Origin of the sequence: Burkholderia sp. AU39826 (genome assembly GCF_020419965.1) — a bacterium.
GTDB lineage: Bacteria > Pseudomonadota > Gammaproteobacteria > Burkholderiales > Burkholderiaceae > Burkholderia > Burkholderia semiarida.
In genome coordinates, this window is record NZ_JAIZQG010000001.1 from 734,312 (window position 1) to 759,385 (window position 25,074).

The following is a 25,074-nucleotide window of genomic DNA, read 5'->3' on the forward strand; positions in this document are numbered from 1 at the left end:
ATATTTCTTCAGCTTTCACCATGCCCACTTACCGTTCCAAAACCTCCACCGCCGGCCGCAACATGGCAGGTGCGCGCTCGCTGTGGCGTGCCACCGGCATGAAAGACGACGATTTCTCGAAACCGATCATCGCGGTCGTCAACTCGTTCACCCAGTTCGTGCCCGGGCACGTGCACCTGAAGGATCTCGGCCAGCTCGTCGCGCGCGAGATCGAAGCCGCGGGCGGGGTCGCGAAGGAATTCAACACGATCGCGGTCGACGACGGCATCGCGATGGGCCACGACGGCATGCTGTACTCGCTGCCGAGCCGCGACATCATCGCCGACTCGGTCGAATACATGGTGAACGCGCACTGCGCGGACGCGATGGTCTGCATCTCGAACTGCGACAAGATCACGCCGGGGATGCTGATGGCCGCGATGCGCCTGAACATTCCGGTGATCTTCGTGTCGGGCGGCCCGATGGAAGCCGGCAAGACGCGCCTCGCGAACCCGGTCACCAAAGCCATCGAACTGAAGAAGCTCGACCTCGTCGACGCGATGGTGATCGCGGCCGACCAGTCGTATTCGGATGCCGACGTCGCCGAAGTCGAACGCTCGGCGTGCCCGACCTGCGGCTCGTGCTCGGGCATGTTCACCGCGAACTCGATGAACTGCCTGACCGAAGCGCTCGGCCTGTCGCTGCCCGGCAACGGCACGGTCGTCGCCACGCACGCCGATCGCGAACAGCTGTTCAAGCGCGCCGGCCGCCGCATCGTCGAACTGACGCGCCAGCACTACGAGCAGGACGACGAACGCGTGCTGCCGCGCTCGGTCGGCTTCAAGGCGTTCGAGAACGCGATGACGCTCGACATCGCGATGGGCGGCTCGACCAACACGATCTTGCACCTGCTCGCGATCGCGCAGGAAGCCGGCATCGAATTCACGATGAAGGACATCGATCGCCTGTCGCGCAGCGTGCCGCAGCTGTGCAAGGTCGCGCCGAACACGAACAAGTACCACATCGAGGACGTGCACCGCGCAGGCGGCATCATGGCGATCCTCGGCGAGCTCGACCGCGCCGGCAAGCTGCACACCGACGTGCCGACCGTGCACGCGCCGACGCTGAAGGACGCACTCGACCAGTGGGACATCGTCCGCACGGAAGACGAAGCGGTCCGCACGTTCTACCTGGCCGGCCCGGCCGGCATTCCGACGCAGGTCGCGTTCAGCCAAAACACGCGCTGGCCGAGCCTCGACCTCGACCGCGCCGAAGGCTGCATCCGCTCGTACGAGCATGCGTTCTCGAAGGAAGGCGGCCTCGCCGTGCTGACCGGCAACATCGCGCTCGACGGCTGCGTGGTGAAGACGGCCGGCGTCGACGAGAGCATCCTCGTGTTCGAAGGCTCCGCTCACGTGACCGAATCGCAGGACGAAGCGGTCGAGAACATCCTGAACGACAAGGTCAAGGCCGGCGACGTCGTGATCGTGCGCTACGAAGGCCCGAAGGGCGGCCCGGGCATGCAGGAAATGCTCTACCCGACCAGCTACATCAAGTCGAAGGGCCTCGGCAAGGCATGCGCGCTGCTGACGGACGGCCGTTTCTCGGGCGGTACGTCGGGCCTGTCGATCGGCCACTGCTCGCCGGAAGCGGCAGCGGGCGGCGCGATCGGCCTCGTGCGCGACGGCGACCGCATCCGCATCGACATCCCGAACCGCACGATCGACGTGCTGGTGTCGGACGAGGAACTGGCGCGTCGCCGCGAGGAGCAGAACGCGAAGGGCTGGAAGCCCGCCCAGCCGCGTCCGCGCAAGGTGTCCGCGGCGCTGAAGGCATACGCGAAGCTGGTGATGTCGGCCGACAAGGGTGCGGTACGCGACCTGTCCCTGCTCGACGACTGATACGGCGCGCCACGGGCGGCCGGTAGCGGCTCGCCCGTTCCCGCTCGCCCGATCCGAAAGCCGCTCTTCGGAGCGGCTTTTTTTCGTCCGGTGCCCGGAGAAGCCGCGGCACCGGCGCCCTCAGTGACGGAATTCGTCGGGGCCACCGCCTGCGCCGCGATTACCGCCGCCATTTCCGCCGCCTTGCGGCCGCGCATAACCGCCGCCTCCCTGCCGCACCGGCGGCGGCATCATGTGGCCCTCGCCGCCCGGCATGGGCGATGACGGGCGCGGCACGGCCGGCGGCGGGCTGGCCGGACGTGCATTACCCACCCCACCCGGCATCGGGGTCGGCGCTGGCGGGCTGGCCGGGCGCGCATTACCCACTCCACCCGGCATCGGTGTCGGTGCAGGAGCAGGCGCAGCCGGTGGCGGCACGCGATTCGCGCCGTTCCAGCCGCCGCGCGTGGCCGATGGCCGCGTGTCATGCACGGGCGGCGGGCCGGCCGGCGCGACCTGCATCGGTGCGCCCGGCCGCGGCCGCCCTTGCCCCGGCGGCATGCCGCCGGGGCCGAGCCGCGGCTCCGCACGGCGCGCCCAGCGATCGCGGTCGGGATACCACGGGCGGTGCCGGTAATAGCGGTCCCAGTACGCGCCGATCGCGAATCCGGTCACCGGCACACCGATGATCGCGCCGTACTCGAGCAGCGGCACATAGTTGCCCTGGTACGGATAGTCGAGCAACTGCGCATCGATCCAGCCGCGCACGCCCGGCAGCGCGACGTCGCACCACGTGTAGTCGCTCAGGCAGCCGAATACGTCCAGCGCCGTGCCGGGCGGAATCTGCGCGACCACCGGATAATCGGGCGCCGGCCCCGCAAACAGCTCGGCCGGCGAATTCGTGTAAGCGCTGCTCTGCGCATCGGCGACGCCCGGCACGGCCGCGAGGCCGGCCAGGACGACGCACAGACTTCGGACAATCGTGTTCAACATGATGCTCTCCCGCGCCGCCGCGCGCCCGTCAGTGCCGATGGCCGCCGCCCCAATGGCCCCCGCCCCCATGGCCGCCACCCCATGGACGATGCCAGTACCCGCCGCGCCCACCCCAGTATCCGCCGCCGCCCCAGCGGCCCCAGAAGCCGATCGTCACGGGCGGCCCGTACCAGCCCGAGTAGTACGCCGGGTAGTAATACGGATACGGCGCCGGCACGTAGGCCGGGGCGACATACACGGGCACCGCCGTGCCGGCGTCGACCTGCGCTTGCGGCACGGTCGACTCGGCCGGGCCAGGCGTGGCCGGTGCGGCCGGAATCTCGCGCTGCGTCACCGTGGCGGGCACGGGTGCGTAATAAGGTGCATAGCCGTACGGGCTCGTGTAGTAGCAGCCGCCAAGCATCAGTGCGGCCAGCGCGACGACGGCCGGCCTCGCGGCGGGAATCGGGTTCATCTCGTACTCCGGCAGAATCCGCGCGCCACCGCCAGGCAGCGCGCGTGACTCTAGCTTACGTCCCCTGCGGATTTCCGCGCGTATGATCGGTTACTTTTTGTTTCCTGCTCCGGAGCGCCGCGCGGGCACGCCGCGTGCTGGCCCGTCCGCGGCGCCGGCGTTGAAGTTGGCGCAAATGCCCTCAACTTGAACGATGTCGGGCTGACCGGCGCGGACGGGCGTCCGCGATCCACCGGCAACCGCAAACCGGCGAGCTTCGGCCCGCCCAGACAGGAACGCGGCTCGCGCCGCCATCGACATGACTACGCCACGCCCCACTCCCCGGGCGGACACACCGCTCGATCCGATCATCCAGTTGCTGGCGCTCGCCGGCGAGCAGGGTTATCTGACGCACGCCGACCTCGTCGACGCGCTGCCGCCCGAAAGCGACAGCCCCGATGCGCTCGACGTCGTGCGCGCCGCGCTCGCCGACATCGGCATCGCGGTACTCGACGAGCCGGCCGCGCCCGCACCGTTCGCCGGCGCGGCGCCGGTCGAGGTCGATCGCGACGCGCTCGACGAAGGCAGGGCCATGCTCGGCGAGCTCGCACGCGGCACGAGCGCGTCGACCGATCCGCTCGCGCTCTACATGCGGCGCATGCAAGCGGTGCCGCTGCTCACGCGCGAAGGCGAAATCGCGCTCGCCCGCGAAATCGAGACGGGCCGTCATCAGGTACTGCATGCGATCGCCGGCTATCCGCCCGCGGTCGACGTGCTGCTCGAGCGTCATCGCACGACAGGCGCGACCGGGTCGGCCGACGGCGACGACGATACGCCGGCGCCCGCCCGCTACGATGCGCTGCACACGGCGGTCTCGGCGCTGCGCGGCGCGCTGCATGCGCATGGCAGCCGTTCGGACGAATATCGCGACGCGCGCAACCACGTGGCCGCCCTGCTCGGCTCGCTCGCGTGGGTCCCGCCGGCCGTCGACGACGCAAGCCGTACCGTGCGCGCACTCGCGAGCGCAGCGCACGATCCGTCGGCGGTCGATGCAGCGCACTTCGACGCGGTCGCACGGCGCGCGCTCGCGGCGGCACTGAGCGACGGCCAGCAAAAGGTGCGCGATGCAACGCGCGCGATGCTCGAGGCGAACCTGCGGCTGGTGCTGTCGATCGCGCGCAAGTACCTGAACCGCGGCGTCGACCTGTCCGACCTCGTGCAGGACGGTTGCCTCGGCCTGATGCGCGCGATCGAGAAGTTCGAATACCGGCGCGGGTTCAAGTTCTCGACCTATGCGACGTGGTGGATCCGCCAGGCGATCGCACGGGCGGTCGCGGATCGCTCCCGCACGATCCGCGTGCCGGTGCATGTCGGCGACCAGTATCAACGCGTGCAGCGGCATGTGCTGCGCTTTCGCCAGCGCACGGGCCGTCGGGCCACGCCGGCCGAACTCGCGGCCGAAACCGGCCTCGACGAAGACAAGCTGCGCGCGGTGCTCGCGCTGCCGGCCGAGCCGGTTTCGCTCGACACGCCGCTGCCCGATGCGGATACCGGCCTCGTGGAATTGATCGAGGATCGGGCATCGGCCAGCCCGTTCGAGCAACTGGCCGACACGCGCATGCGCGAATGCGTGCTGTCGCTGCTGCGGTCGGTCACGCCGACGGAGGCCGACGTGCTGCGCCGGCGGTTCGGCCTCGGCGGCGCCGAGCCCGACACCTACGACGCGATCGCGCAGGATGCGGGAATGTCGCGCGAGCGCGTGCGGCAAATCGAGAAACGGGCGCTCGCTGCGCTGCGCACGGCCGCCGAGGCCGAGAACGCGCAGTCGTTTCTCGACGCGTAACCGCATCGCGCGCCGCGCACGGTCGTGCCGAAATGCTGCATGACCGTGCGCGGCGCGCCTGTGCTACGTTTGCCATTGACGCACATCAAGTCTTCTTCATCGCGCGTCACGACAATGGTTGAAAGCCGACCGGCGCATCGCTCGCCGCAGCCATTCCGTTTGTGCTTTTCGGGTCCCTCGCCATGCAGTCGACCGTCAGCCAGACGTACGAGGAAAACCGGCCTATCGCGGCCTGCCTGCGCGAGGCCGCGCAACGGCTCGTCGACCAGGGCGCGAATCCGTACCGGGTCGCCGCGTACCGCGCGGCGGCCGACACGGTCGACGCGCTCGACCGCGACGTCCGCACCGTGTTCGAAACCGGCGGCGTCGAGGCGCTCGGCGCACTGCCCGACGTCGGCGCGGGCGTCGCGCAGGCGATCGCCGAGCTGCTGGTGACCGGCCGCTGGCGCCAGCTCGACCGCCTGCGCGGCGACGCGGAACGCGCGTCCGCATTCGAAGCCGTGCCGGGCATCGGTCACGCGCTCGCGCTGCGCATTCATGACGCGCTGCACATCGATACGCTCGAGGAACTCGAACGCGCGGCCCGCAACGGCCAGCTCGAAACGATCGCGGGCGTCGGCCCGCGGCGCGCGGTCGGCATCCGCGCCGCGCTCGACGACGTGCTGAGCCGCCGCCGACGCTGGCAAGGTCACATGCGAAACGCCGGCCCCGGCACGGAGCCGCCGGTCGAACTGCTGCTTTACATCGATCGCCAGTACCGCAACAAGGCGGCCGCCGGCGTGCTGCCGACGCTCACGCACCGGCGCCTGAACGCGGACGGTTACGTGCCGCCGCCCGTGATGCACATGACCAAGGGCGGCTGGCATTTCACGGCGCTGAGCCAGCAGGCCGCCATGCGCACGCCGGAAGCCGGGCGCCCGACCGACTGGGTGTCGCTCTACTTCTACGACGCCGTGCAGTGCGAGCACCAGCGCACCGTGTTCACCGAAACGTACGGCGCACTCATCGGCAAGCGGATCGTGCGCGGGCGCGAAATGGAATGCCGCGTGTATTACGCGGGATGAGCAGGCGCGGTTGTTTCGCGGACGCCGAAGCCGGCACGGACGATGTCGCCTCGTCGCATTCGGCACGTCGAACCCGTGACGTCGCCACGTAGCCGTCCTTCCGTCGAACGGCTATCGCGGCGCATCCTGCCTCGCGCGGGCTCGCTGCCTACGCACCTTCCGGCTTCGCGCGGCGCGCCGGATGACGATGCGCGGCAATGCGCAGCAGCTTCTGGAACGACGGGCATTCGAGATGGTTCGCCGCCGGGCATGCGGCCGCATGCCGCAGCGCATCGCGCACCGCGCCGAGACGGCGAATCGTGCGGTCGAGCTCGTCGGCCTTGTCATCGAGTTTCGCGCGGTCGATCGCCGGCCGGCCCTCGGTGCCGACCATCGCGAGGATGTCGTCGAGCGAGAAACCGGCCTCGCGGCCGAGCGCGATCAACGCCAGACGCTCCAGCACCGACTCGTCGTATTGCCGCCGCAGCCCATGCCGGCCGATCGGGACGATCAGCCCCTTTTCCTCGTAATAACGCAGCGTCGATGCAGGCAGTCCCGTGCGCCGCGCTACGTCCGCAATGTCCAGTCGGCTCATGCTTGACCTCAAGTTCGCTTGAGGTTGCAAGATAGTCGCTCGGACTCCATCAAGACAAGTCCGGGCCCCATGAAACCGTTGGCCCCGCGTCGTATCCCGCCGCGCCGCCGCACCATCGCCGTCCGCGGCCGAGGTGCGCGACGAGCACGCCCGGCAGCCCGCTCAAACTGCTGTGATCGACGCGGGCGCCACGCTCGCGATGGAACTGTCGACGCTGTTCCTGCGGCGGGTGCCCGGCATTCCGTCGCTCGACTGCGACGGGCACGCGCCCGCCGCGGGCCCGCTCGTCAGGCCTTCATCGTCCCGGTGCGCACGTAGCGCTCGTGCCACGACAGCGCTTCGGCCAGCAGATGCGGCGTGTGCTTGCCGAAGCTTTCGCGCGACGCGCGCTCGAAGTAATCCTCGAGCATCGGGCGGTAGTCCGGGTGCGCGCAGGTCGCGATGATCTTGCGCGCGCGCTGCTTCGGCGACAGGCCGCGCAGGTCGGCCAGCCCCTGCTCGGTGACGACCACCGCGACGTCGTGCTCGGTATGGTCGACGTGGCTCGCCATCGGCACGATCCGCGAGATCGCCCCGCCCTTCGCGGTGCTCGCGGACATGAAGCACGACAGATAGCCGTTGCGCGCGAAGTCGCCCGAGCCGCCGATGCCGTTCTGGATCTTCGTGCCCATCACGTGCGTCGAATTCACGTTGCCGTAGATGTCGGCCTCGATCATCCCGTTCATCGCGATGCAGCCGAGGCGGCGCACGAGTTCCGGATGGTTGCTGATCTCCTGCGGGCGCAGCACGATCTTCTCGCGGAAGGTCGCGATGTCGTCGGCGAAACGCTGCACCGCGGCCGGGCTCAGCGACAGCGCGGTGGCCGACGCGAAGCTCAGCGTGCCGTCGTCGAGCAGGTCGAGCATGCCGTCCTGGATCACCTCGGTGTAGGCCGTCAGGTTCGAGAAGCCGGCCGAACTCAGTTCCGCGAGCACCGCGTTCGTGATGTTGCCGACGCCCGACTGCAGCGGCAGCAGGTTTTCCGGCAGGCGGCCGCGCTTCACTTCGTGGCGCAGGAAGTCGATCAGGTGCAGCGCGATCTGCCTGGAGGTCGCGTCCGGCGCGGTGAACGCATTGCTGCGGTCCGGCGCGTCGGTTTCGACGATCGCGACGATCTTGTCGGCCGGGCAGCGCAGGTACGGCTCGCCGATCCGGTCGTCGCTCTTCGTCAGTGGAATCGGCTTGCGGTGCGGCGGCAGCGCGGTGCCGTAGTAGATGTCGTGCATCCCGTCGAGGCCGAGCGGCTGGCGCGCATTCACTTCGAGGATCACGTGCTTCGCGCGCTCGAGCCAGGTCTTGTTGTTGCCGATCGACGCGGACGGAATCAGCAGCCCGTCCTCGCGGATGCCCGCGACTTCGACGATCGCGACGTCGAGATCGCCGTACAGCCCGAACCATGCGTATTGCGCGACGTGGCTCAGGTGGACGTCCTGGTAATCGACTTCGCCGCCGTTGATCTTGTCGCGCAACGTCGGGTCGGACTGGTACGGCAGCCGCATCGAGATGCCGTCGGTACGGGCGAGCGCGCCGTCGAGTTCCGGTGCCGTCGACGCGCCCGTCAGCACGTTGATCCGGAAGTCCTCGCCGCGCGCGTGCGCCGCGTCGATGTGGGCGGCCAGCGCGGCCGGCACGACCTTCGGATAGCCCGACCCGGTGAAGCCGCTCATGGCGACGGTCATGCCGGGGCGGATCAGCGCGGCGGCTTCGTCGGCGGTGCGGACGAGCGAACGCAGGGCGGGAGCGAGGATGCGTGATGAAGACATGGCTGGTTATCTGACGCTTTGGTCTGTCGTTGACGTCGCGGGGGGTGTCTCCTGAGCGACGCGAAGCCCTTGGGGCCGCGAGGGGCGGCCCGGCACCACGGGCACGGTCGGAGTATCGCAGAGGCGATCGCCGCGAAATGTCCGCCGGATGCAAAAGATCCTTGCCGAATTTGCCGGGTATCGAACGACCGTTCCGTGACAGGCGATCGGCCCGCCCGATGCGCGCGAAAGGTACGTGAAAGCATCGGGGCGGAATCACCGGTTCGCGATCGTCGGCCGTCGCGCATCAATCGACGGACGTCCCTCGACATTGACGGCCTTTGGTTCGGCAACGGACGACACCCGTCCGGCGTGGCCGATTGTCGCCCGCTGCGCTCTTTCCCGGCCTGACGGAGGTCAAGCTCCGGTCCATCGCGCGCCGCCGGCCGGCCGGCGCGAGAAGCGCCGCCGCGCCGGCCCGCGAAGCCCCTGCGGCCTTGACAGCCGCGCGATGCGGACCACACTGGAAAGTGGGTCCGGCCGCCCGGTCGGCGGCCTCGTTCGCAGGTGCGTTTTCGAACCGGCCGATGCCTGCAAGACGCGGTAACACTCCCGCATGTCAGGACATTGATCGAATAAAAAGCAACAAATTACAATTCCGTATATATTTCGCCGATGGACCAAAGAAAAACCGCCACACACCCCGAACCGCCCCTGCCACGCACGTGGGATGCGCGGCTCGCGCGCTCGCTTGTCCGACCGCTCGTCGATACGCCGGTCACCCCGAATCACCTCACCACCCTTCGTCTGCTGATCGGCCTCGCCGGCGCCTGGTGCCTCGCGCACGGCGGCTTCGGCTGGAGCAATGCGGGCGCGTTCCTGATCGTGCTGTCGAACTTCGTCGACCATACCGACGGCGAGCTCGCGCGCATCAGCGGCAAGTCCAGCAAGATCGGTCATTTTTACGACCTCGCGGCCGATGCGCTCGTCACGGTCGCGCTGTTCGTCAGCATGGGCGTCGGCATCGTCGCCCAGGGCGGCCAGATGGCCGCGTCGCCGGTGCTGCTCGGCGCCGTGGCCGGCGCGGCCGTCGCGCTGATCTTCTTCCTGCGCATGCGGATCGAATCGATCGCCGGCAAGGCCGGCACCAAGCAGGCGTTCGCCGGCGGCTTCGAGACCGAGGACGTGCTGTACCTGCTGCCGATCGTGACGCTCGTCGACGGCGTGCAGCCGTTCCTGCTCGCGGCGTCGATCGGCGCCCCGCTGTTCGCCGCCTGGGTCGTGATCGACTGGTGGCGCGTCGTGCGGCGCGGCAACCGCGGCGACCTTTCGCAGAATTCAACCGAAATCCAGGCTTCCAAATGACTCCTAGCACGCGCGACGATTCCGTGCTGAGCCCGGCACGCCCCGCGCCCGTGCGCGCGACGGCGGCCGATCCCGATCGCACCGTGGCCGACTGCGTCGGCCGGCTCGACCTCGAGCGCCTGCGCGGCGACTACACGCGCCAGGGCTCGTTCCTCTATCTCGACGCATTCCTGCCGGCCGACGCGCACGCGAAGCTGGCGGATGCCGCGCGCGCGATGCAGGCCGGCCTGAACCGCAATTACCTGCCCGGCCACAAGCAGGGCGGCAGCGTGAGCCGCCATACGATCGACGAGCAGGCGCCGTACATCGCCGAGCTGTATCGCTCGAAGGCGCTGATCGGCTTCCTCGAGAAAATCACCGGCGACAAGCTGATGCTGTCGCCGGACGACGATCCGCACGCGTACGCGCTCTACTACTACACGAAACCCGGCGACCACATCGGCTGGCACTACGACACGTCGTACTACGACGGCCGCCGCTACACGCTGCTGATCGGCGTGATCGACGAATCGTCGTGCCGGCTCGACTACGAGCTGCATACGCGCAACCCGGACGTGCCCGACGAACCGGGCTCCGTGCAGATCGCCGACGGCGGCATCGTGCTGTTCGACGGCGACAAGCTGCGCCACCGCATCACGCCGCTCGGCCAGAACGAGATGCGCGTGTCGCTCACGTTCGAATACGTGACGAACCCCGGCATGCGGCCGTGGAAGCGCTTCATCTCGAACATGAAGGACGCGATCGCGTATTTCGGTTTCCGCCAGGTCTTCAAGCAGCTGGCGACGCGACGCACGAGCGGGTCATGACACGCGCGGGCCTCATCCTGCTGTCCCTCGGGACCGCACTCTTCATCGCCCTGCTGGCCTGGCAAGGCGTCGGCGCGGTGGCGTCCACGTTCCTCGCGGCCGGCTGGGGCCTCGCGCTCGTCGCGGCGTTCCACGTCGTGCCGCTCGTGATCGACGCGGTAGCCATTACGGTCATGTTCCGCCGCGGGCAGCCCGGCGCCGAACTCGGCAATGCGCTGCGCGCGCGCTGGGTCGGCGAATCGGTGAACAGCCTGCTGCCCGCCGGGCAGATCGGCGGCCCCGTGCTGATGGTGCGCCACCTCGCGCAGCGCGGCACGCGGATGGCCGACGCGGCCGCCGCCGTGACCGTCGGCACGACGATGCAGGCGCTCTCGCAGATGGCCTTCGCGCTGATCGGCATCGCCGCGTTCAGCCTGTATGCGACGCACGAGTCGGTCGCGCACCTGCGCACGCCCGCGCTGATCGCCACCGGCGTGCTCGGCGCGCTCGCGGTGATGTTCTATCTGGCGCAGCGGCGCGGCCTGTTCGGCCGCGGCCTGCGCCTCGCGTCGAAGCTGCTCGGCCCGCGCGACTGGTCGTCGCTCGCCACGCGCGCCGACGCGATCGACGGCGCCGTCGGCGCGCTGTACCGCGATCGCGCGAAAGTCGCGAAGACCTTCGCGTTGAGTCTCGTCGGCTGGATCGTCGGCACCGCGGAAGTGTGGCTCGCGCTGCACTTCCTCGGGCATCCGGTGAGCTGGCTCGACGCGCTGCTGCTCGAAAGCGTCGGCCAGGCGATTCGCGGCGCGGCCTTCGCGATCCCGGGCTCGCTCGGCGCGCAGGAAGGCGGCTACCTGCTGCTCGCGCCGCTGGTCGGCTTGCCGCCCGACGCGGCGCTCGCGCTGTCGCTCGCGAAGCGTGCGCGCGAACTCGCGCTCGGCCTGCCCGGCCTGCTCTATCTGCATTTCAGTGAAAGAAACTGGCAGCGGCGCCGTGCGCCGCAGCCGCTCGCCGACTGATCGTTCAGATCGCCGGCTTTTTGGTTGGAGAACCCATGCGAGCCATCATTCTTGCGGCAGGCCTCGGCTTGCGCCTGCAACAACCGCCCGAAGCGCAGTTTCCGAAGTGCCTGCTGCGCTTCGACGACGTGTCGCTGCTCGAGCGCCATCTGCGCGTGCTCGACGCCGCGGGCGTCGACGAGATCGTGCTCGGGCTCGGCTTTCAGCACGAGAAGGTCGAGCAGGAACTGAAGCGCCTCGGCCGCACCGCCGAGATCGTGATCAACGACCGCTACGACCTCGGCAGCGTGCTGACCGTGCATACCGTCGCCGAGGCAATGACGCGCGGCGGCGACGTGCTGCTGATGGACGCGGACGTGCTGTACGACGAGAACATCCTGCACGCGCTGGTGGCCGATTCCGATCGCGCGGTCGACCGCCTGCTGATCGACCGCGACTTCGAGGCCGGCGACGAACCCGTCAAGCTGTGCCTGAAGAACGGCGTGCCCGTCGAGCTGCGCAAGCAGCTCGCGGTCGACCTCGACTACGACACGATCGGCGAATCGGTCGGCTTCTTCCGCTTCACCGAAGGCACCGCGCGCCGCCTCGCGACGATCGTCGCGGGCTACGTCGACAGCGGCCGCGCGAACATGCCGCACGAGGAAGCCGTGCGCGACCTGCTGCTCGAAGGCGGCCATTCGTTCGACGTCGCCGACGTCACCGGCTCGCCGTGGATCGAGATCGATTTCCCGAACGACGTCGCACGCGCGACGCAAGACATTCTTCCCCTGATTCAACGCACTACCGCCGGAGCCGCACGATGAACGCACGCGAACCCAACTTCACCGAATCGCGCAGCGCGCGCCTGCGCCGCATGCTCGTCAGCAGCGATCTCGAATTCCTGATGGAAGCGCACAACGGCCTGTCCGCGCGGATCGTCCGCGAGGCCGGCTTCAAGGGCATCTGGGCCTCGGGCCTCGCGATCTCCGCGCAGTTCGGCGTGCGCGACAACAACGAAGCGAGCTGGACGCAGGTCGTCGACGTGCTCGAATTCATGGCCGACGCGAGCGACCTGCCGATCCTGCTCGACGGCGACACCGGCTACGGCAACTTCAACAACGTGCGCCGCCTCGTGAAGAAGCTCGAGCAGCGCGGCATCGCCGGCGTGTGCATCGAGGACAAGCAGTTTCCGAAGACCAACAGCTTCATCGGCGGCGAGCGCCAGCCGCTCGCCGAGATCGACGAATTCTGCGGCAAGATCAAGGCCGGCAAGGATTCGCAGACCGACCCCGACTTCTCGATCGTCGCGCGCGTCGAAGCGCTGATCGCCGGCTGGGGGATGGACGAGGCGCTGCGCCGCGCGAACGCGTACGCGGAAGCCGGCGCCGACGCGATCCTGATCCACAGCAAGCTGTCGCGCCCCGACGAAATCCTGCAGTTCGCGCGCGAATGGAGCGGCAAGGCGCCGCTCGTGATCGTGCCGACCAAGTACTACAGCACGCCGACCGACGTGTTCCGCCAGGCCGGCATCAGCACCGTGATCTGGGCGAACCACCTGATCCGCGCGTCGGCATCCGCGATGCAGGCGACCGCGCGCGAGATCTACGAGAGCCAAACGCTGATCAACGTCGAGGACCGCGTCGCATCGGTCAACGAGATCTTCCGCCTGCAGGACGCCGACGAGTACTCGGCTGCCGAGCGTATCTACCTGTCTTCGTCATCGCGCGCGTCGAATGCGGCGATCGTGCTCGCCGCGAGCCGCGGCAAGGGCCTCGAAGCCGTCACCGAAGATAAACCCAAGGTCATGCTGCCGGTCGCCGGCAAGCCGCTGCTGCGCTGGCTCGTCGACGGCTTCAAGACGCACGGCGTGAACGACATCACCGTGGTTGGCGGCTATCGCGCCGATGCGATCGACACGTCGGGCATCAAGCTCGTCGTCAACGAGCGCCATGCGCAGACGGGCGAACTCGCATCGCTCGCCTGCGCGGCCGACCGCCTGACCGGCGACACCGTGATCTCGTACGGCGACCTGCTGTTCCGCAGCTACATCGTGCGCGACCTCGCGGAGAGCGAGGCCGAGTTCAGCGTGGTGGTCGATTCGTCGCTCACCGAGACCAACCAGAGCGTGCGCGACTTCGCCCTCTGCTCGGCGGCCGACGATCGCGGCCTGTTCGGCCAGAAGACCTACCTGCAGCGCGTGTCGAGCGACGTCGCGGCAGGCACCCCGCACGGCCGCTGGATCGGCCTGCTGAACGTGCGCGGCGCCGGCGTCGACCGCCTGAAGGCGATGCTCGCGACGCTGCAGGCGCGTCCTGATTTCGACACGCTCGACATCCCGTCGCTGCTGAACGAACTGATCGCCGCCGGCGAGAAGATCGAGGTGCAGTACGTGCACGGCCATTGGCGCGGCGTCAACGACCTCGAAGACTTCCGCCGCGCGGGCGATTTCGCGCACGGCCAGACGCCGCTGTCCGAGCCGGGCACCGCCAACGGGGGCGCGCAATGATCGAAGCGGCCCAGTTCGTCGAGGCCGCGCGCGAACGCGGTTTCGACTGGTACGCGGGCGTGCCCTGCTCGTACCTGACGCCGTTCATCAATTACGTGTTGCAGGACCCGACGCTGCATTACGTGTCGGCCGCGAACGAAGGCGACGCGGTCGCGCTGATCGCCGGCGCGACGCTCGGCGGCAAGCGCGGGATCGCGATGATGCAGAACTCCGGGCTCGGCAACGCGGTGAGCCCGCTCACGTCGCTCACCTGGACGTTCCGCCTGCCGCAGTTGCTGATCGTCACGTGGCGCGGCCAGCCGGGCGTGGCCGACGAGCCGCAGCACGCGCTGATGGGCCCGATCACGCCCGCGATGCTCGACACGATGGAGATTCCGTGGGAGACGTTCCCGACCGACCCGGAACAGGTCGGCCCGGCACTCGACCGCGCGATCGCGCACATGGACGCGACGGGCCGCCCGTACGCGCTCGTGATGCAGAAAGGCAGCGTCGCGCCGTATGAACTGAAGGCGAACCCGGCCGCGACGCCGCGCGCGCACGTCGCCGCGCAATCGTCGGCGCGCGCCGCGTCGGCCGATGCATGGCCGACCCGTCACGACGCGCTGCAGCGCGTGATCGCGCATACGCCGGTCGATTCGACCGTCGTGCTCGCGTCGACCGGTTTCTGCGGCCGCGAACTCTACGCGCTCGACGATCGCCCGAACCAGCTTTACATGGTCGGCTCGATGGGCTGCGTGACGCCGCTCGCGCTCGGCCTCGCGCTCGCACGGCCGGACCTGCGCGTGGTGGCCGTCGACGGCGATGGCGCCGCGCTGATGCGCATGGGTGTGTTCGCGACGCTCGGCACCTACGGCCCGGCCAACCTCACGCACGTGCTGCTCGACAACGGCGCGCACGAATCGACGGGCGGCCAGGCGACGGTGTCGCAGCATGTGTCGTTCGCGGGTGTCGCCGCTTCGTGCGGTTATGCGTCGGCGGTCGAAGGCGATACGCTCGACGTGCTCGATGCGGCGCTGGCTGCCACGGGCGACGGTGCACAGTTCGTGCGCATTGCAATCCGCACCGGCGTGCCCGACGGCCTGCCGCGCCCGACCGTCACGCCGGTCGAGGTCAAGACCCGTCTGATGCGGCACATCGGCGCCGCGCAGACCGAAGCCCACGTCGAAGGAGCCCATTGATGCTGCTGCTGAACCCCGGCCCGGTCACGCTCTCCGAACGCGTGCGCCGCAGCCTGCTGCAACCCGACCTGTGCCATCGCGAAGGCGAATTCTTCGACTTGCAGGATGAAGCGCGCGCACGGCTCGTTGCCGCGTATGAACTCGACCCGGCCGAATGGGCCGCCGTGCTGATGACGGGTTCCGGCACCGCCGCCGTCGAAAGCATGATCGCCGCGCTCGTGCCGCAGGACGGCAGGCTGCTCGTGATCGAGAACGGCGTGTACGGCGAACGGATCACGCAGATCGCCACGCAGTACGGGATCGCGCACGATGTGCTGAAGCACGAGTGGATGCAGGCGCCGGATGTCGCGCAGATTGGCGCTCGCCTCGACGCGGGCCGCTACTCGCATGTCGCGGTGATCCATCATGAAACGACGACGGGCCGGCTGAACGACCTCGGCGCCATCGCCGAGGTGTGCCGTGCGCGCGGCGTGAAGATGCTCGTGGACGGCGTCAGCAGCTTCGGCGCGGAAGCGATCGATTTTGCAGGTGGCGAGATCGATGCCGTTGCTGCGACCGCGAACAAGTGCCTGCATGGTGTGCCGGGTGCCGCGTTCGTGATCGTGCGCCGTAGCGCACTTGCGAAGGCCGCGAGCCGGACTTATTACCTGGATCTCGGGCGGCTTGCGAAGCTGCAGGATCAGCGGAATACGCCGTTTACGCCGTCCGTGCATGCGTATTACGCGCTGGTCGAAGCACTGCGTGAATTCGATGAGGCCGGCGGCTGGCGTGCTCGGCATGCGCGTTACAAGGCGCTTGCCGATCAGGCGCAGGCGGGGCTTGTTGCGCGCGGGATGCCGCTGGTGCTGCCGGAAGGCGAGTCCTCGGTGGTTTTGCGTGCGTACAGGCTGCCGCAGGGTGTGACGTACGAAACCCTGCACGACGGGCTGAAGGCACGCGGCTTCGTGATCTACGCCGGGCAAGGCGGACTGTCGAAGGAACTGTTCCGGATCTCGACGATGGGCGCGATTCAGGCGGCCGATGTCGAGCGGTTGCTGGAGGGGTTTACAGCGTTGACGCGGTAAGCGGTCTCGCACCTTCGTCGTCAATAGGCCCGCAAGGGCCTTTTTTATTCTTCGAAAATCTTTGAACGTAAAGCGCTTTGATCGATGTCTCAGTTCATCCATCCCATCATGCAACTTGTGCATAGCACGGTGCGCATTGAATGCACGGATTCACAGAATAGAATTTCGTCGGGTTCTGGCTACATCTTTATGTTCTGCGAGGCAGAGGGGAAAGTACTTCCCTGCGTAGTGACGAACAAGCATGTTGTCGAGGGTGCGATCCGAGGAGTCTTTCATTTAACGTTGAAGAATAAAGACGGTACTCCAGAGCTCGGGAAGCATGAGGCCGTAGTCCTTAACGATTTGGGTAAATATTGCATACCCCACCCTACAGCCACGATAGATCTAGTTGCCTTTCCTATAGGCCCAATCTTAAATAGTGCAAGCAAGGACGGGCGGGCCTATCATTTTGTACCTCTTGGTAAAGGGGCGCTCGCAAGCAACGATCTTCTGGAGTCTTTGCCTCCGATGGAGGAGATCGTGATGATTGGTTACCCCAACGGTCTATGGGATCAGCTTCACAATCTACCAATCATCAGAAAGGGAATTACGGCAACACATCCCAAGCTGAAATTGAACGGGAAGCCTGAGTTCCTCATTGATGCAGCTTGCTTCCCTGGCTCGTCAGGATCCCCCGTATTCTTAGCGAATATTGGAAGCTATGTCAGCCCGAACGGTTCGCTTTGTACAGGAAGTCGAGTGGCATTGCTTGGAACCCTGTACGCCGGCCCTCAACACACTACAACCGGCGAGATCGTCGTAGTTGACGTTCCAACGGATACGAAGTCGATAGCAGTTGGAAGTATCCCGAACAACCTTGGATACGTGATTCAGGCAAGTGAGCTTTTGGTGCTCGAAGAGGCCGTAAAGAAAGCTTTTCAGCCAGCGCCGGCGGTGTCCCGAAACGCGCGGTGCCCCTGCGGAAGCGGAAAGCGATACAAGGAGTGTTGTGGTGCACTTAACTAGGTTCTTGCGGTTGCTGCCTAACATCTCATTGAACAACAGCTTTCGTCAAAGCTCAACGGCAACAACGGGCCGGTAAACGACACCCACGAAAATCCATGAAGAGACATTTCCGATCGCGACAATGAGAGTCCTGCGCTTCGCCCCAATACTGGCGCTCGCCGCCTTCCCCGTCGCTCACGCCGCCGATAATCAGCCTTGCGGCGACGAAACCGTCACAGCCATCGCCCGCTGGGCCGGCATCGCGAGCGCACGGATCGCCACGCGCGACGCGGACCGGCTCGTCGTCGCGTCGTCATGCAAGGCCATACCGAATGCGCCGGAAACAACGATCGCGGCCGTTGCGTTCGATTCGCTGCCCAAAAGCAAGAACCCGGACGAAAGCAAAAAGCTGCAGGTCATCGCGCTCGTCGAAGGCGGCAAGGTCGTGGCGGCCGATCGGTCGGTGGTGGAAGAGGATGCGGCGACTGAGATCGGCGAAAACAGCTACCGCATCGACACGGCGCCCTACCGTTTGTCGCCCGACGTGCGCGCGTTCGGCGTCGTGTTTACAAGTAGCGCACGCGGGCCGAGCTGTGTAGACGCATACCCCGAGAACGAACTGACGCTGTGGATTCGCGACGGCGCCCGCCTCCGTCCAGTGTTCGGTACAAATCTCCATGGCTGGGTAGCCACCACAGGCACCGCTTGCGGCCCCGACACGCGCGACTTGCGTAGTGAATCTGCGCGCATGACGATTGCTGTCGAGAAAACGTCTCACAACGGTTTCGCGGATCTATCGATTACGGCGCACGTCACCAATATGGAAAACGACGACGACAAAGGCTCGGCCACCGGGAAACGTACCGTGCGCACGATCGTCAAATACGACGGCAAGTCGTATGGAATCGATATGTTCCGCGACTTCTGGTACTCACCCGTCTCGAAGAAACGCTTCAAGTAAGGCAGCGGCGAATCCCCGCCCCGCCCCACCTACTCCACCACCTTCGCCCCGATCGCCTCGGTCGGCGCCGGCATCCGCAACGCGTCATCCCGCACACGCCGCGCCTCGCGCGCCGTATAGCGATCCTTCAGCCGCAGGAACGGTTTTTCGACGAGAAAGTAACTGGCCGTCGCGGCCGCCAGCGCCCACACGATGCCGAGCGGAAACGCATGCGCGACCGGCAGATGCGGGTTCGCGAACGGCTGCTGCCACAGATAAAGACTGAACGAGATCGTACCCACGAACACGACCGGCCGCGTACGCAACCACCGCGCACACCAGAACTCGCCGCGAAAATTCAGCACGACGATCACGATCGCGATCAGCGCGGCTTCGAGCGTCACGCCGTACGTCGCATTCCAGAAGCCGCCGAGCCGGTGCTCGGCGAGCGGCATGCCGATCAGCACGACGAAGACGAGCGCCGTCACGATGTGCGCCTCGCCGCGCCACGAGCCGATCCACGCTTCGAGCCGTTCGCGGTTGAGCGACGCATAGCAGCCGATCAGGATCGGATCGACACCCGTGTGCAGCATCATCCCGAGCTGCCCGCGCAGCGCCGGCGCAACGAAATACGTGACGGTGCGCACCAGCGGCACGACCAGGATCAGCGCGGCCAGCCAGCGCGTGCCGGCGCGGCGGATGCCGAGCACGAACAGCAACGGCCAGAACCAGTAGAACTGCTCCTCGAGCGCGAGCGACCAGAAATGGCCGAGATACCACGCGCCGTCGGGGTGCAGCGCGTTGTCGCCGGTCAGCCCGAACCACGCCGAGTAATTCCACAGGTGCAGCGCCGCATAGAGCCACTGCCGACGATCGACGTCGACCCCGCCGGCGAACGCGACGATCGCAACGACTGCGAGATACACATAGCAGGCCGGCCAGATCCGCAGCGCCCGGCGCACGTAGAACGACGTCAGCGCGATCCCGCCCGTGCGCGCGAACTCGGCGCGCAGCACGTTGGTGATCAGGAAACCGCTCAGCACGAAGAAGATCAGCACGCCGAGCCGGCCGTCGGCGATCAGCCGCAACGGCGCGTACCAGCCCGTATAGCCGCCGGGCAGCACATGCTCGGCGTGACCGACGACGACCATCGCGACCGCGACGGCGCGCAACCCGGTCAACTGCGTGACGCGATGGTTCATCGGCTGGTTTCCGTTGGCACGGTAAAGGAACAGGAATCGGCCGGCGCCCGACCGGCCCGCCGACATGTCGCCGGGATTTTGTATGAAAAATATCGGAATGAAATTCCTTCAAAAATCCGCGTGGCACATGCCGTCGACGAGGCGACGCCGCGCCACGGCGCGCCCACGCCCTGCGCGACGAATGGGCATAATGACAAGCCTTGTCCGGCGGCGGCCGGTCCGATGCCTACGCAACGAATTTGCGGCGCAGCAACACCCGCGGTACCGTACCCGCCCGCACACCGGTCCGCGCCTCGTCCGCCCCTGTCGACCCTCACCCGGAGCCTGTCTGTGTACCCACCGATCGAACCCTACGCCCACGGCCATCTCGACACCGGCGACGGCCACCGCATCTACTGGGAGCGCTGCGGCAACCCGGCCGGCAAGCCCGCCGTGTTCCTGCACGGCGGCCCCGGCGCCGGTTGCGGCCCGGACCACCGCCGCCTGTTCGATCCCGAGCGCTACGACATCCTGCTGTTCGACCAGCGCGGCTGCGGGCGGTCGACGCCGCATGCGAGCCTCGAGAACAACACGACGTGGGATCTGGTCGCCGATATCGAACGCCTGCGCGAAATGGTCGGCGCCGAACAATGGCTGGTGTTCGGCGGCTCGTGGGGCAGCGCGCTGGCGATCGCGTACGCGGAGACCCACCCCGAACGCGTGAGCGCGCTGATCGTGCGCGGCATCTTCACGATGCGTCGCGCGGAACTGCTGTGGTACTACCAGGAAGGCGCGTCGTGGCTGTTTCCCGATCACTGGGAAGACTTCCTCGCACCGATTCCGGAAGCCGAGCGCGGCGATCTGATGGCCGCCTACCATCGCCGGCTCACCGGCGACGACGAAGCCGCGAAACTCGAAGCCGCACGCGCGTGGAGCATCTGGGAAGGCCGCACGATCACGCTGCTGCCCGATCCCGCGCTCGCCGCGCATTTCGGGGACGGCCACTATGCGCTCGCGTTCGCGCGGATCGAAAACCACTACTTCGTGAACAAGGGTTTCGTCGAGGAAGGCCAGTTGCTGCGCGACGCACATCGGCTCGCCGGCATTCCGGGCGTGATCGTGCAGGGCCGCTATGACATCGCGACCCCGGCGCGCACCGCATGGGAGCTGTCGAAGGCGTGGCCGGACGCGACGTTCGAGATCGTGCCCGGCGCGGGGCATGCGTACAACGAGCCGGGGATTCTGGAGGCGCTCGTCGCGGCGACGGACCGGTTCGCTGCGTGATCGACGGAATGCGGCGCGGCGCGTGTCTCCGTGCCTACGGGCACGCTTACGCGCCGCCGGTCACAACGCGGCTTCGACGATCGTCCGGCCGCTGATCGCCCGTTCGACGAGCTGTTCGTCGCCGACCTTGCGGATCGCGTCGTCGAGCAGCCCTTCCGGTTCCTCGGTCGCCACCTTCAGCAAGCCCGATAGCCCGCGCGCATCGAGGACCACGAGCGTTTCCATCGAATCCGCGCGGCTCACGAGCACGCGCCGAAACGCCGGGCCCGCGCCGAAGCTCGCACAAAGCTCGATCGTCTCGTTGCCGAGCGTGTAGTCGAAGTGCTTGATCATGGTCTGCCGCCGTTGCATGGAAATGGCGACGCGCGACGGCGCGGCGCCGTGACGTCGACGCACCCGCGCGTGCCGCCGGCCAGCCGGACCGGGGTCCGAGCCGTTCGCCGGCACCACCATGCTAGGTGTGCAGAATTAACGAAAACTTAAAGCGTGTGCGCCCTGCCCGGCGGCGCGCTCAAGCCGCATCGAGCGGCTCGACCGTCACGCCGACCTTCAGCTCCTGATCCGCGCCGCCGCCGCGGATCACGCCGCGCAGCGGCGTCACGTCGGCATAATCGCGGCCGACCGACAGCATCACGTAGTCGTCGCCGGGCGCGCGATCGTTGGTCGGATCGAGTTGCAGCCAGCCACCATCCTCGGGCCACGCCGGATCGTACACGTCGACCCACGCATGCGACGCGTCGGCGCCGATCAGCCGCGGCTGCCCGGGCGGCGGCTGCGTCAGCAGGTAGCCGCTGACGTAACGCGCGGCCAGCCCGAGCGAGCGCAGCGCGCCGATCATCACGTGCGCGAAATCCTGGCACACGCCCTTGCGCAACCGCAGCGCGTCGAGTGCCGACGTCGTGATGTCGGTGCTGTTCGGCGTGTACGCGAAATCGGCATGCACACGCCGCATCAGGTCCCACGCCGCCTGCACGAGCGGCCGTTGCGGCGTGAAGCTCGCGGCCGCGTATGCGGCGAGTTCGGGGTCGCACGCCACGTGCGGCGACGCGAACACGAACTCGCTTGCCGGGTCGTAAGGCTGCCCCGCGCGGAACCGCAAGCGGTCGCGTACGGCCTCCCATGCGGTGGCATGCGCGGCGTCCGGATTCGCGATCGACGGCGGCGGCTCGCCGCGGGCGCCAAGCGACCACATCGGCGGTGTCACGCGCACCGTGCTGCGGCTGCGCACGAGCAGCGCGTCGTGCGGCTGGTTCAGTGCGAACGACGCGCGCGCGTTGCCGAACGCGTCGATCTCGGTGCAGACCGATTCCGGCGCGGGCTCGATGTCGAGCGAGAACGACAGCATCTGCTGGCGCCGCGTCGCGAGCGGTTGCAGGCGAGCCTGGTGCTGCGCGGATTCGACACGCGCCGCGTAGCGGTATTCGGTGTCGTGCGTGACGCGCAGCAACCGGCCCGGCGCGACGGCGGCCGGAGCCGCGGCCGCTGCCTGCCGTGCATGGCCGGCACCGGATGGCGTTTTCGGTGCGCCTTTCATCGTCACCATAGCGTCCTGCCCGCCTCGCGCACGTGGCTGAAATAGCGCTCGCCGATCCGGTTCGACAGTTCCCACACCGCCTTCACCGTCGTGTCGAGCGCGGCGAGCAGCTTGTCGTGCCGGCCGCCTTCGGCGGTCTCGCACAGCTCGTGGAGCGACCACGCGGGTATGTCCGGAACCGTCTCGGCCAGCTCGGACAGCGCGTAGCCTTCGCTGCGCTCGACCTTCGTCAGCCGGCCGCGCAGCGCCTGCACGACCCAGCCGAGCGAGCGCGGATTGTCGGTATCGAGCACGACGAGCGACAGCAGCGGCGCGACGTCGAAGCCGCGCTGGAACCGCGAACGGAACGTGATCGTGCTGTCGAACAGTTCCAGCACGAGCTCGAAGCCGTCCTGCCGATGCACGGCCCCTTCGTCGAACGCGAACTTCAGCACGCTGCACAGGAAGTCGAGCCGGTCGATCTGCCGGCCGATCGACAGCAATCGCCAGCCGTCGTCGCGCGTCATGTTGTCGGTCTGCGCGCCGGTGATCGCGCCGAGCAGCAGCCCGAGGCGCTCCAGCAACTGCAGCGCGTCGTTGCCGATCTGCTCCTCGGCTTCCGGCTGCCCTGCGCTGTCCGCGAACAGTTGGGTCGCGTCGTCGATCAGCCGCCACTGATCGCTCGACAGCCGTTCGCGGATCGCGGCGGCCGCGCCCCGCATGCCGAACAGGCACGACGCGATGCCCGACGTGCGATCGGCGCCGCGCGTGAGCGACGTCGCCAGCGCGTACTGAAATGCCTGCGGCGCATCGACCGCGTGCGGCGCGTCGGCCGCGACCAGCCCGGTGTCGCGGCACAGCGTGTCGATCAGTTCCAGATGCGCGGGGCTGTCGACGTCGTCTTCGCCGCGCAGCCGTTCGAGCGCGGCGCGCGCGAGGCGCATCAGGTTGGTCGCGCGCTCGGTGTAGCGGCCGAGCCAGAACAGGTTCTCGGCCGCGCGGCTCGCGATCGCGCGCGGCCGCTCGACGAGATCGTCGGGGCCGAGGTGCGTCTGCAGCAGCGTCGTCGAATCGACGATGCCTTCGGTCATCACCCACGTATCGACGGTGCTGCCGCCGCGCGGCATCGGCGCGTTGAACAGCGCGTCGCGCGTGCCGACCCGCGACAGCCCGCCCGGCAGGAGCCGCCAGCGCCGCGCGCCGTCCGCAAGCGCGAACACGCGCAGCAACAGCGGCTTCGGCACGATCCGTGCGCTGCCGTTGCCGTCGGGCGCGTCGGGCCGCGGCCAGGTCGGCGCCTGCGACAGCGGCAGGTCGGCCTGCACCGTATAGTGTTCGGGCCGCGCGAGAATCCGCGCGCGCCATTCCGCCAGTTGCGCCTGCGTGAGCCGCGCGCCGATCACCGGTTCGAACGCCCCGCCTTCCTGCACGTCGGGCGGATAGGATGCCTTGACGATGCTGCGGGCGAGCTGCGGCAGCGCGTCGTCGCACGCGGCCGCCTCGCCGCACCACCACGAATGCACGGCCGGCAGCGTCAGCGTTTCGCCGAGCAGCGCTTCCGCGAGACGCGGCATGAAGCCGAGCATCGCCGGCGATTCGAGGAAACCCGAGCCCGGCGCGTTCGCGAGCAGCACGTTGCCCGCGCGCACGGCCTGCAACAGCCCCGGCACGCCGAGCATCGAATCAGGCCGCAGTTCGAGCGGATCGAGCCACGCATCGTCGACGCGCCGCAGGATGCCATGCACCGGCTCGAGCCCGCTGAGCGTCTTCAGGAATACGCGGTTGTCGCGCGCGGTCAGGTCGCCGCCTTCCACGAGCGTGAGACCGAGATAGCGCGCGAGATACGCATGCTCGAAATAGGTCGCGCTGTGCGGCCCCGGCGTCAGCAGCACGATCCGCGAATTCTTCGCGGCGGGGCTGAGCGACTGCATGCTTTGCAGCAGCGCGCGATACGCGGATGCGAGGCGCTGCACGCGCAGCCCGCGAAACCCGCGCGGAAAGAGCCGCGACACGATCAGCCGGTTTTCGAGCAGGTAGCCGAGCCCGGCCGCGCCCTGCGTGTGCTGCGCGACGATCCGCCATTGGCCGTCGGGGCCGCGCGCGAGATCGAACGCGACGACGTGCAGCCACGTATCGCCCGGCACGCGTGCGCCGCGCATCGCGCGCAGATAGCCCGGATGGCCGGTGACGAGCGCGGGCGGCAGCAGCCCGCGTTGCAGGATCGTCTGCGGCCCGTACAGGTCGGCCAGCGTCGCGTTGAGCAGCCGCACGCGCTGCAGCACGCCGCGCTCGATCCCGACCCAATCCTCCGGTGTGACGATCAGTGGCAGCAGGTCGAGCGACCACGGGCCGACCGCGCCGTCGCCGGCGCGCTGCTCGTGCAACTGGTAGAACAGGCCGTTCTCGCGCATGCGCCGGTGCAGTGCATCGGCGCGGCGGTCGAGGTCGGCCACGCCGTCGCTGCCGATCGACGTGAAGAAACTGCGCCATGCGGGCGCAAGCGCGGGCGCGTGCAGGCCGGCCGCGCTGCCGCGCAGTTCGTCGTAACGGCCGGCGGCGGCCGGCGCCGCGAGCGCGGCGGCCAGTTCGGCGGCGTCCGGCTGGGCGCCTGTATCGAAAAGCGTGGGCATCGCGTCGAGGGCGGCGAGATGATCGAGGTCAATGGGCGGCACGATGTCGTTCCGTCGTCAGGGTGCGGCCGCGCACGCGCGCCGCCAGTCGGGCGGCAA

21 protein-coding genes are annotated in these 25,074 nt (G+C 68.1%); 13 read left to right on the forward strand and 8 right to left on the reverse strand.

Features of this window, described 5'->3' with window-relative positions:
* Nucleotides 1-20: 20 nt before the first annotated feature.
* Nucleotides 21-1,880 carry a dihydroxy-acid dehydratase gene (gene ilvD / locus LGM42_RS03255; protein WP_226231553.1) on the forward strand — a complete coding sequence of 620 codons (1,860 nt, stop codon included), beginning with the start codon at nt 21-23 and terminating at the stop codon, nt 1,878-1,880.
* 120 nt (nt 1,881-2,000) lie between these two features.
* Here ilvD and LGM42_RS03260 read toward each other — a convergent pair whose 3' ends face one another.
* Together LGM42_RS03260 and LGM42_RS03265 are read right to left on the reverse strand one after the other, a co-directional pair.
* Nucleotides 2,001-2,852, reverse strand: coding sequence for an SH3 domain-containing protein (locus tag LGM42_RS03260; protein ID WP_060311728.1), 852 nt, complete (start codon nt 2,850-2,852; stop codon nt 2,001-2,003).
* A 28-nt stretch (nt 2,853-2,880) separates the two neighbouring features.
* The gene (locus tag LGM42_RS03265) at nt 2,881-3,306 is read right to left on the reverse strand and encodes a hypothetical protein (protein WP_226231554.1); all 426 of its coding nucleotides are present in this window, start codon (nt 3,304-3,306) and stop codon (nt 2,881-2,883) included.
* A gap of 298 nt (nt 3,307-3,604) precedes the next feature.
* On the opposite strand from LGM42_RS03265, the gene LGM42_RS03270 reads away from it, so the two are divergent.
* Nucleotides 3,605-5,128, forward strand: a complete 1,524-nt coding sequence (locus LGM42_RS03270) for a sigma-70 family RNA polymerase sigma factor (protein WP_226231555.1) — start codon at nt 3,605-3,607, stop codon at nt 5,126-5,128.
* Between the two features lie 182 nt (nt 5,129-5,310).
* Nucleotides 5,311-6,192: a helix-hairpin-helix domain-containing protein gene (locus LGM42_RS03275; RefSeq protein WP_226231556.1), complete on the forward strand. Its 882-nt coding sequence runs from the start codon at nt 5,311-5,313 to the stop codon at nt 6,190-6,192.
* Nucleotides 6,193-6,340: 148 nt separating this feature from the next.
* On the opposite strand, the gene LGM42_RS03280 is transcribed toward LGM42_RS03275, so the two are convergent.
* Nucleotides 6,341-6,766: a helix-turn-helix domain-containing protein gene (locus tag LGM42_RS03280; RefSeq protein WP_226231557.1), complete on the reverse strand. Its 426-nt coding sequence runs from the start codon at nt 6,764-6,766 to the stop codon at nt 6,341-6,343.
* A 287-nt stretch (nt 6,767-7,053) separates the two neighbouring features.
* On the reverse strand, nt 7,054-8,568 hold the full coding sequence (locus LGM42_RS03285; RefSeq protein WP_226231558.1) for an acetyl-CoA hydrolase/transferase family protein: 1,515 nt from the start codon (nt 8,566-8,568) through the stop codon (nt 7,054-7,056).
* A 654-nt stretch (nt 8,569-9,222) separates the two neighbouring features.
* Between LGM42_RS03285 and LGM42_RS03290 the strand changes: the two genes are divergently transcribed.
* The 9 genes from LGM42_RS03290 (at nt 9,223) to LGM42_RS03330 (ending at nt 18,388) form a co-directional block, all read left to right on the forward strand.
* Nucleotides 9,223-9,912: a CDP-alcohol phosphatidyltransferase family protein gene (locus LGM42_RS03290; protein ID WP_059582348.1), complete on the forward strand. Its 690-nt coding sequence runs from the start codon at nt 9,223-9,225 to the stop codon at nt 9,910-9,912.
* Nucleotides 9,909-10,718, forward strand: a complete 810-nt coding sequence (locus LGM42_RS03295; RefSeq protein ID WP_099317334.1) for a 2OG-Fe(II) oxygenase — start codon at nt 9,909-9,911, stop codon at nt 10,716-10,718. The genes LGM42_RS03290 and LGM42_RS03295 overlap by 4 nt, the downstream gene beginning before the upstream one ends.
* Complete coding sequence (locus LGM42_RS03300; RefSeq protein WP_059582352.1) at nt 10,715-11,716, forward strand: HpnL family protein; 1,002 nt, start codon at nt 10,715-10,717, stop codon at nt 11,714-11,716. The genes LGM42_RS03295 and LGM42_RS03300 overlap by 4 nt, the downstream gene beginning before the upstream one ends.
* A 35-nt stretch (nt 11,717-11,751) precedes the next feature.
* Nucleotides 11,752-12,519, forward strand: a complete 768-nt coding sequence (locus tag LGM42_RS03305) for an NTP transferase domain-containing protein (protein WP_059582354.1) — start codon at nt 11,752-11,754, stop codon at nt 12,517-12,519.
* Complete coding sequence (gene aepX, locus LGM42_RS03310) at nt 12,516-14,201, forward strand: phosphoenolpyruvate mutase (RefSeq protein WP_089465543.1); 1,686 nt, start codon at nt 12,516-12,518, stop codon at nt 14,199-14,201. The genes LGM42_RS03305 and aepX overlap by 4 nt, the downstream gene beginning before the upstream one ends.
* The gene (gene aepY, locus LGM42_RS03315; RefSeq protein ID WP_059582360.1) at nt 14,198-15,379 is read left to right on the forward strand and encodes a phosphonopyruvate decarboxylase; all 1,182 of its coding nucleotides are present in this window, start codon (nt 14,198-14,200) and stop codon (nt 15,377-15,379) included. Before aepX ends, aepY begins: the two co-directional genes overlap by 4 nt.
* Nucleotides 15,379-16,443 (forward strand): 2-aminoethylphosphonate aminotransferase, encoded by a 1,065-nt coding sequence (locus LGM42_RS03320; RefSeq protein WP_226231559.1) that lies wholly within the window; start codon nt 15,379-15,381, stop codon nt 16,441-16,443. The genes aepY and LGM42_RS03320 overlap by 1 nt, the downstream gene beginning before the upstream one ends.
* Before the next feature lie 84 nt (nt 16,444-16,527).
* Nucleotides 16,528-17,448 carry a S1 family peptidase gene (locus tag LGM42_RS03325; RefSeq protein WP_226231560.1) on the forward strand — a complete coding sequence of 307 codons (921 nt, stop codon included), beginning with the start codon at nt 16,528-16,530 and terminating at the stop codon, nt 17,446-17,448.
* A gap of 121 nt (nt 17,449-17,569) precedes the next feature.
* Nucleotides 17,570-18,388, forward strand: a complete 819-nt coding sequence (locus LGM42_RS03330) for a multidrug ABC transporter ATPase (RefSeq protein ID WP_226231561.1) — start codon at nt 17,570-17,572, stop codon at nt 18,386-18,388.
* Nucleotides 18,389-18,417: 29 nt separating this feature from the next.
* On the opposite strand, the gene LGM42_RS03335 is transcribed toward LGM42_RS03330, so the two are convergent.
* Nucleotides 18,418-19,569 carry an acyltransferase family protein gene (locus LGM42_RS03335; RefSeq protein WP_226231562.1) on the reverse strand — a complete coding sequence of 384 codons (1,152 nt, stop codon included), beginning with the start codon at nt 19,567-19,569 and terminating at the stop codon, nt 18,418-18,420.
* Between the two features lie 330 nt (nt 19,570-19,899).
* Between LGM42_RS03335 and pip the strand changes: the two genes are divergently transcribed.
* Nucleotides 19,900-20,832: a prolyl aminopeptidase gene (pip, locus tag LGM42_RS03340; protein ID WP_059582373.1), complete on the forward strand. Its 933-nt coding sequence runs from the start codon at nt 19,900-19,902 to the stop codon at nt 20,830-20,832.
* Between the two features lie 60 nt (nt 20,833-20,892).
* Here the strand turns inward: pip and LGM42_RS03345 are convergent, their stop codons facing one another.
* From LGM42_RS03345 to LGM42_RS03355, 3 genes are all read right to left on the reverse strand, one after another.
* Complete coding sequence (locus tag LGM42_RS03345) at nt 20,893-21,165, reverse strand: hypothetical protein (protein ID WP_059582375.1); 273 nt, start codon at nt 21,163-21,165, stop codon at nt 20,893-20,895.
* Between the two features lie 178 nt (nt 21,166-21,343).
* Complete coding sequence (locus tag LGM42_RS03350; protein ID WP_226231563.1) at nt 21,344-22,375, reverse strand: transglutaminase family protein; 1,032 nt, start codon at nt 22,373-22,375, stop codon at nt 21,344-21,346.
* On the reverse strand, nt 22,369-24,975 hold the full coding sequence (locus tag LGM42_RS03355; protein ID WP_059582381.1) for a circularly permuted type 2 ATP-grasp protein: 2,607 nt from the start codon (nt 24,973-24,975) through the stop codon (nt 22,369-22,371). The genes LGM42_RS03350 and LGM42_RS03355 overlap by 7 nt, the downstream gene beginning before the upstream one ends.
* Nucleotides 24,976-25,074: the final 99 nt, after the last annotated feature.

Coding starts and splice junctions, on each gene's coding strand:
- LGM42_RS03355 (WP_059582381.1), bottom strand. CDS start 24,975: ATGCCCACGCTTTTCGATACAGGCGCCCAGCCGGACGCCGCCGAACTG.
- LGM42_RS03295 (WP_099317334.1), top strand. CDS start 9,909: ATGACTCCTAGCACGCGCGACGATTCCGTGCTGAGCCCGGCACGCCCC.
- LGM42_RS03265 (WP_226231554.1), bottom strand. CDS start 3,306: ATGAACCCGATTCCCGCCGCGAGGCCGGCCGTCGTCGCGCTGGCCGCA.
- LGM42_RS03280 (WP_226231557.1), bottom strand. CDS start 6,766: ATGAGCCGACTGGACATTGCGGACGTAGCGCGGCGCACGGGACTGCCT.
- LGM42_RS03330 (WP_226231561.1), top strand. CDS start 17,570: ATGAGAGTCCTGCGCTTCGCCCCAATACTGGCGCTCGCCGCCTTCCCC.
- LGM42_RS03260 (WP_060311728.1), bottom strand. CDS start 2,852: ATGTTGAACACGATTGTCCGAAGTCTGTGCGTCGTCCTGGCCGGCCTC.
- LGM42_RS03335 (WP_226231562.1), bottom strand. CDS start 19,569: ATGAACCATCGCGTCACGCAGTTGACCGGGTTGCGCGCCGTCGCGGTC.
- LGM42_RS03350 (WP_226231563.1), bottom strand. CDS start 22,375: ATGGTGACGATGAAAGGCGCACCGAAAACGCCATCCGGTGCCGGCCAT.
- LGM42_RS03325 (WP_226231560.1), top strand. CDS start 16,528: ATGTCTCAGTTCATCCATCCCATCATGCAACTTGTGCATAGCACGGTG.
- LGM42_RS03345 (WP_059582375.1), bottom strand. CDS start 21,165: ATGATCAAGCACTTCGACTACACGCTCGGCAACGAGACGATCGAGCTT.
- LGM42_RS03275 (WP_226231556.1), top strand. CDS start 5,311: ATGCAGTCGACCGTCAGCCAGACGTACGAGGAAAACCGGCCTATCGCG.
- LGM42_RS03320 (WP_226231559.1), top strand. CDS start 15,379: ATGCTGCTGCTGAACCCCGGCCCGGTCACGCTCTCCGAACGCGTGCGC.
- LGM42_RS03270 (WP_226231555.1), top strand. CDS start 3,605: ATGACTACGCCACGCCCCACTCCCCGGGCGGACACACCGCTCGATCCG.
- LGM42_RS03285 (WP_226231558.1), bottom strand. CDS start 8,568: ATGTCTTCATCACGCATCCTCGCTCCCGCCCTGCGTTCGCTCGTCCGC.
- LGM42_RS03305 (WP_059582354.1), top strand. CDS start 11,752: ATGCGAGCCATCATTCTTGCGGCAGGCCTCGGCTTGCGCCTGCAACAA.
- ilvD (WP_226231553.1), top strand. CDS start 21: ATGCCCACTTACCGTTCCAAAACCTCCACCGCCGGCCGCAACATGGCA.
- LGM42_RS03300 (WP_059582352.1), top strand. CDS start 10,715: ATGACACGCGCGGGCCTCATCCTGCTGTCCCTCGGGACCGCACTCTTC.
- LGM42_RS03290 (WP_059582348.1), top strand. CDS start 9,223: ATGGACCAAAGAAAAACCGCCACACACCCCGAACCGCCCCTGCCACGC.
- aepX (WP_089465543.1), top strand. CDS start 12,516: ATGAACGCACGCGAACCCAACTTCACCGAATCGCGCAGCGCGCGCCTG.
- aepY (WP_059582360.1), top strand. CDS start 14,198: ATGATCGAAGCGGCCCAGTTCGTCGAGGCCGCGCGCGAACGCGGTTTC.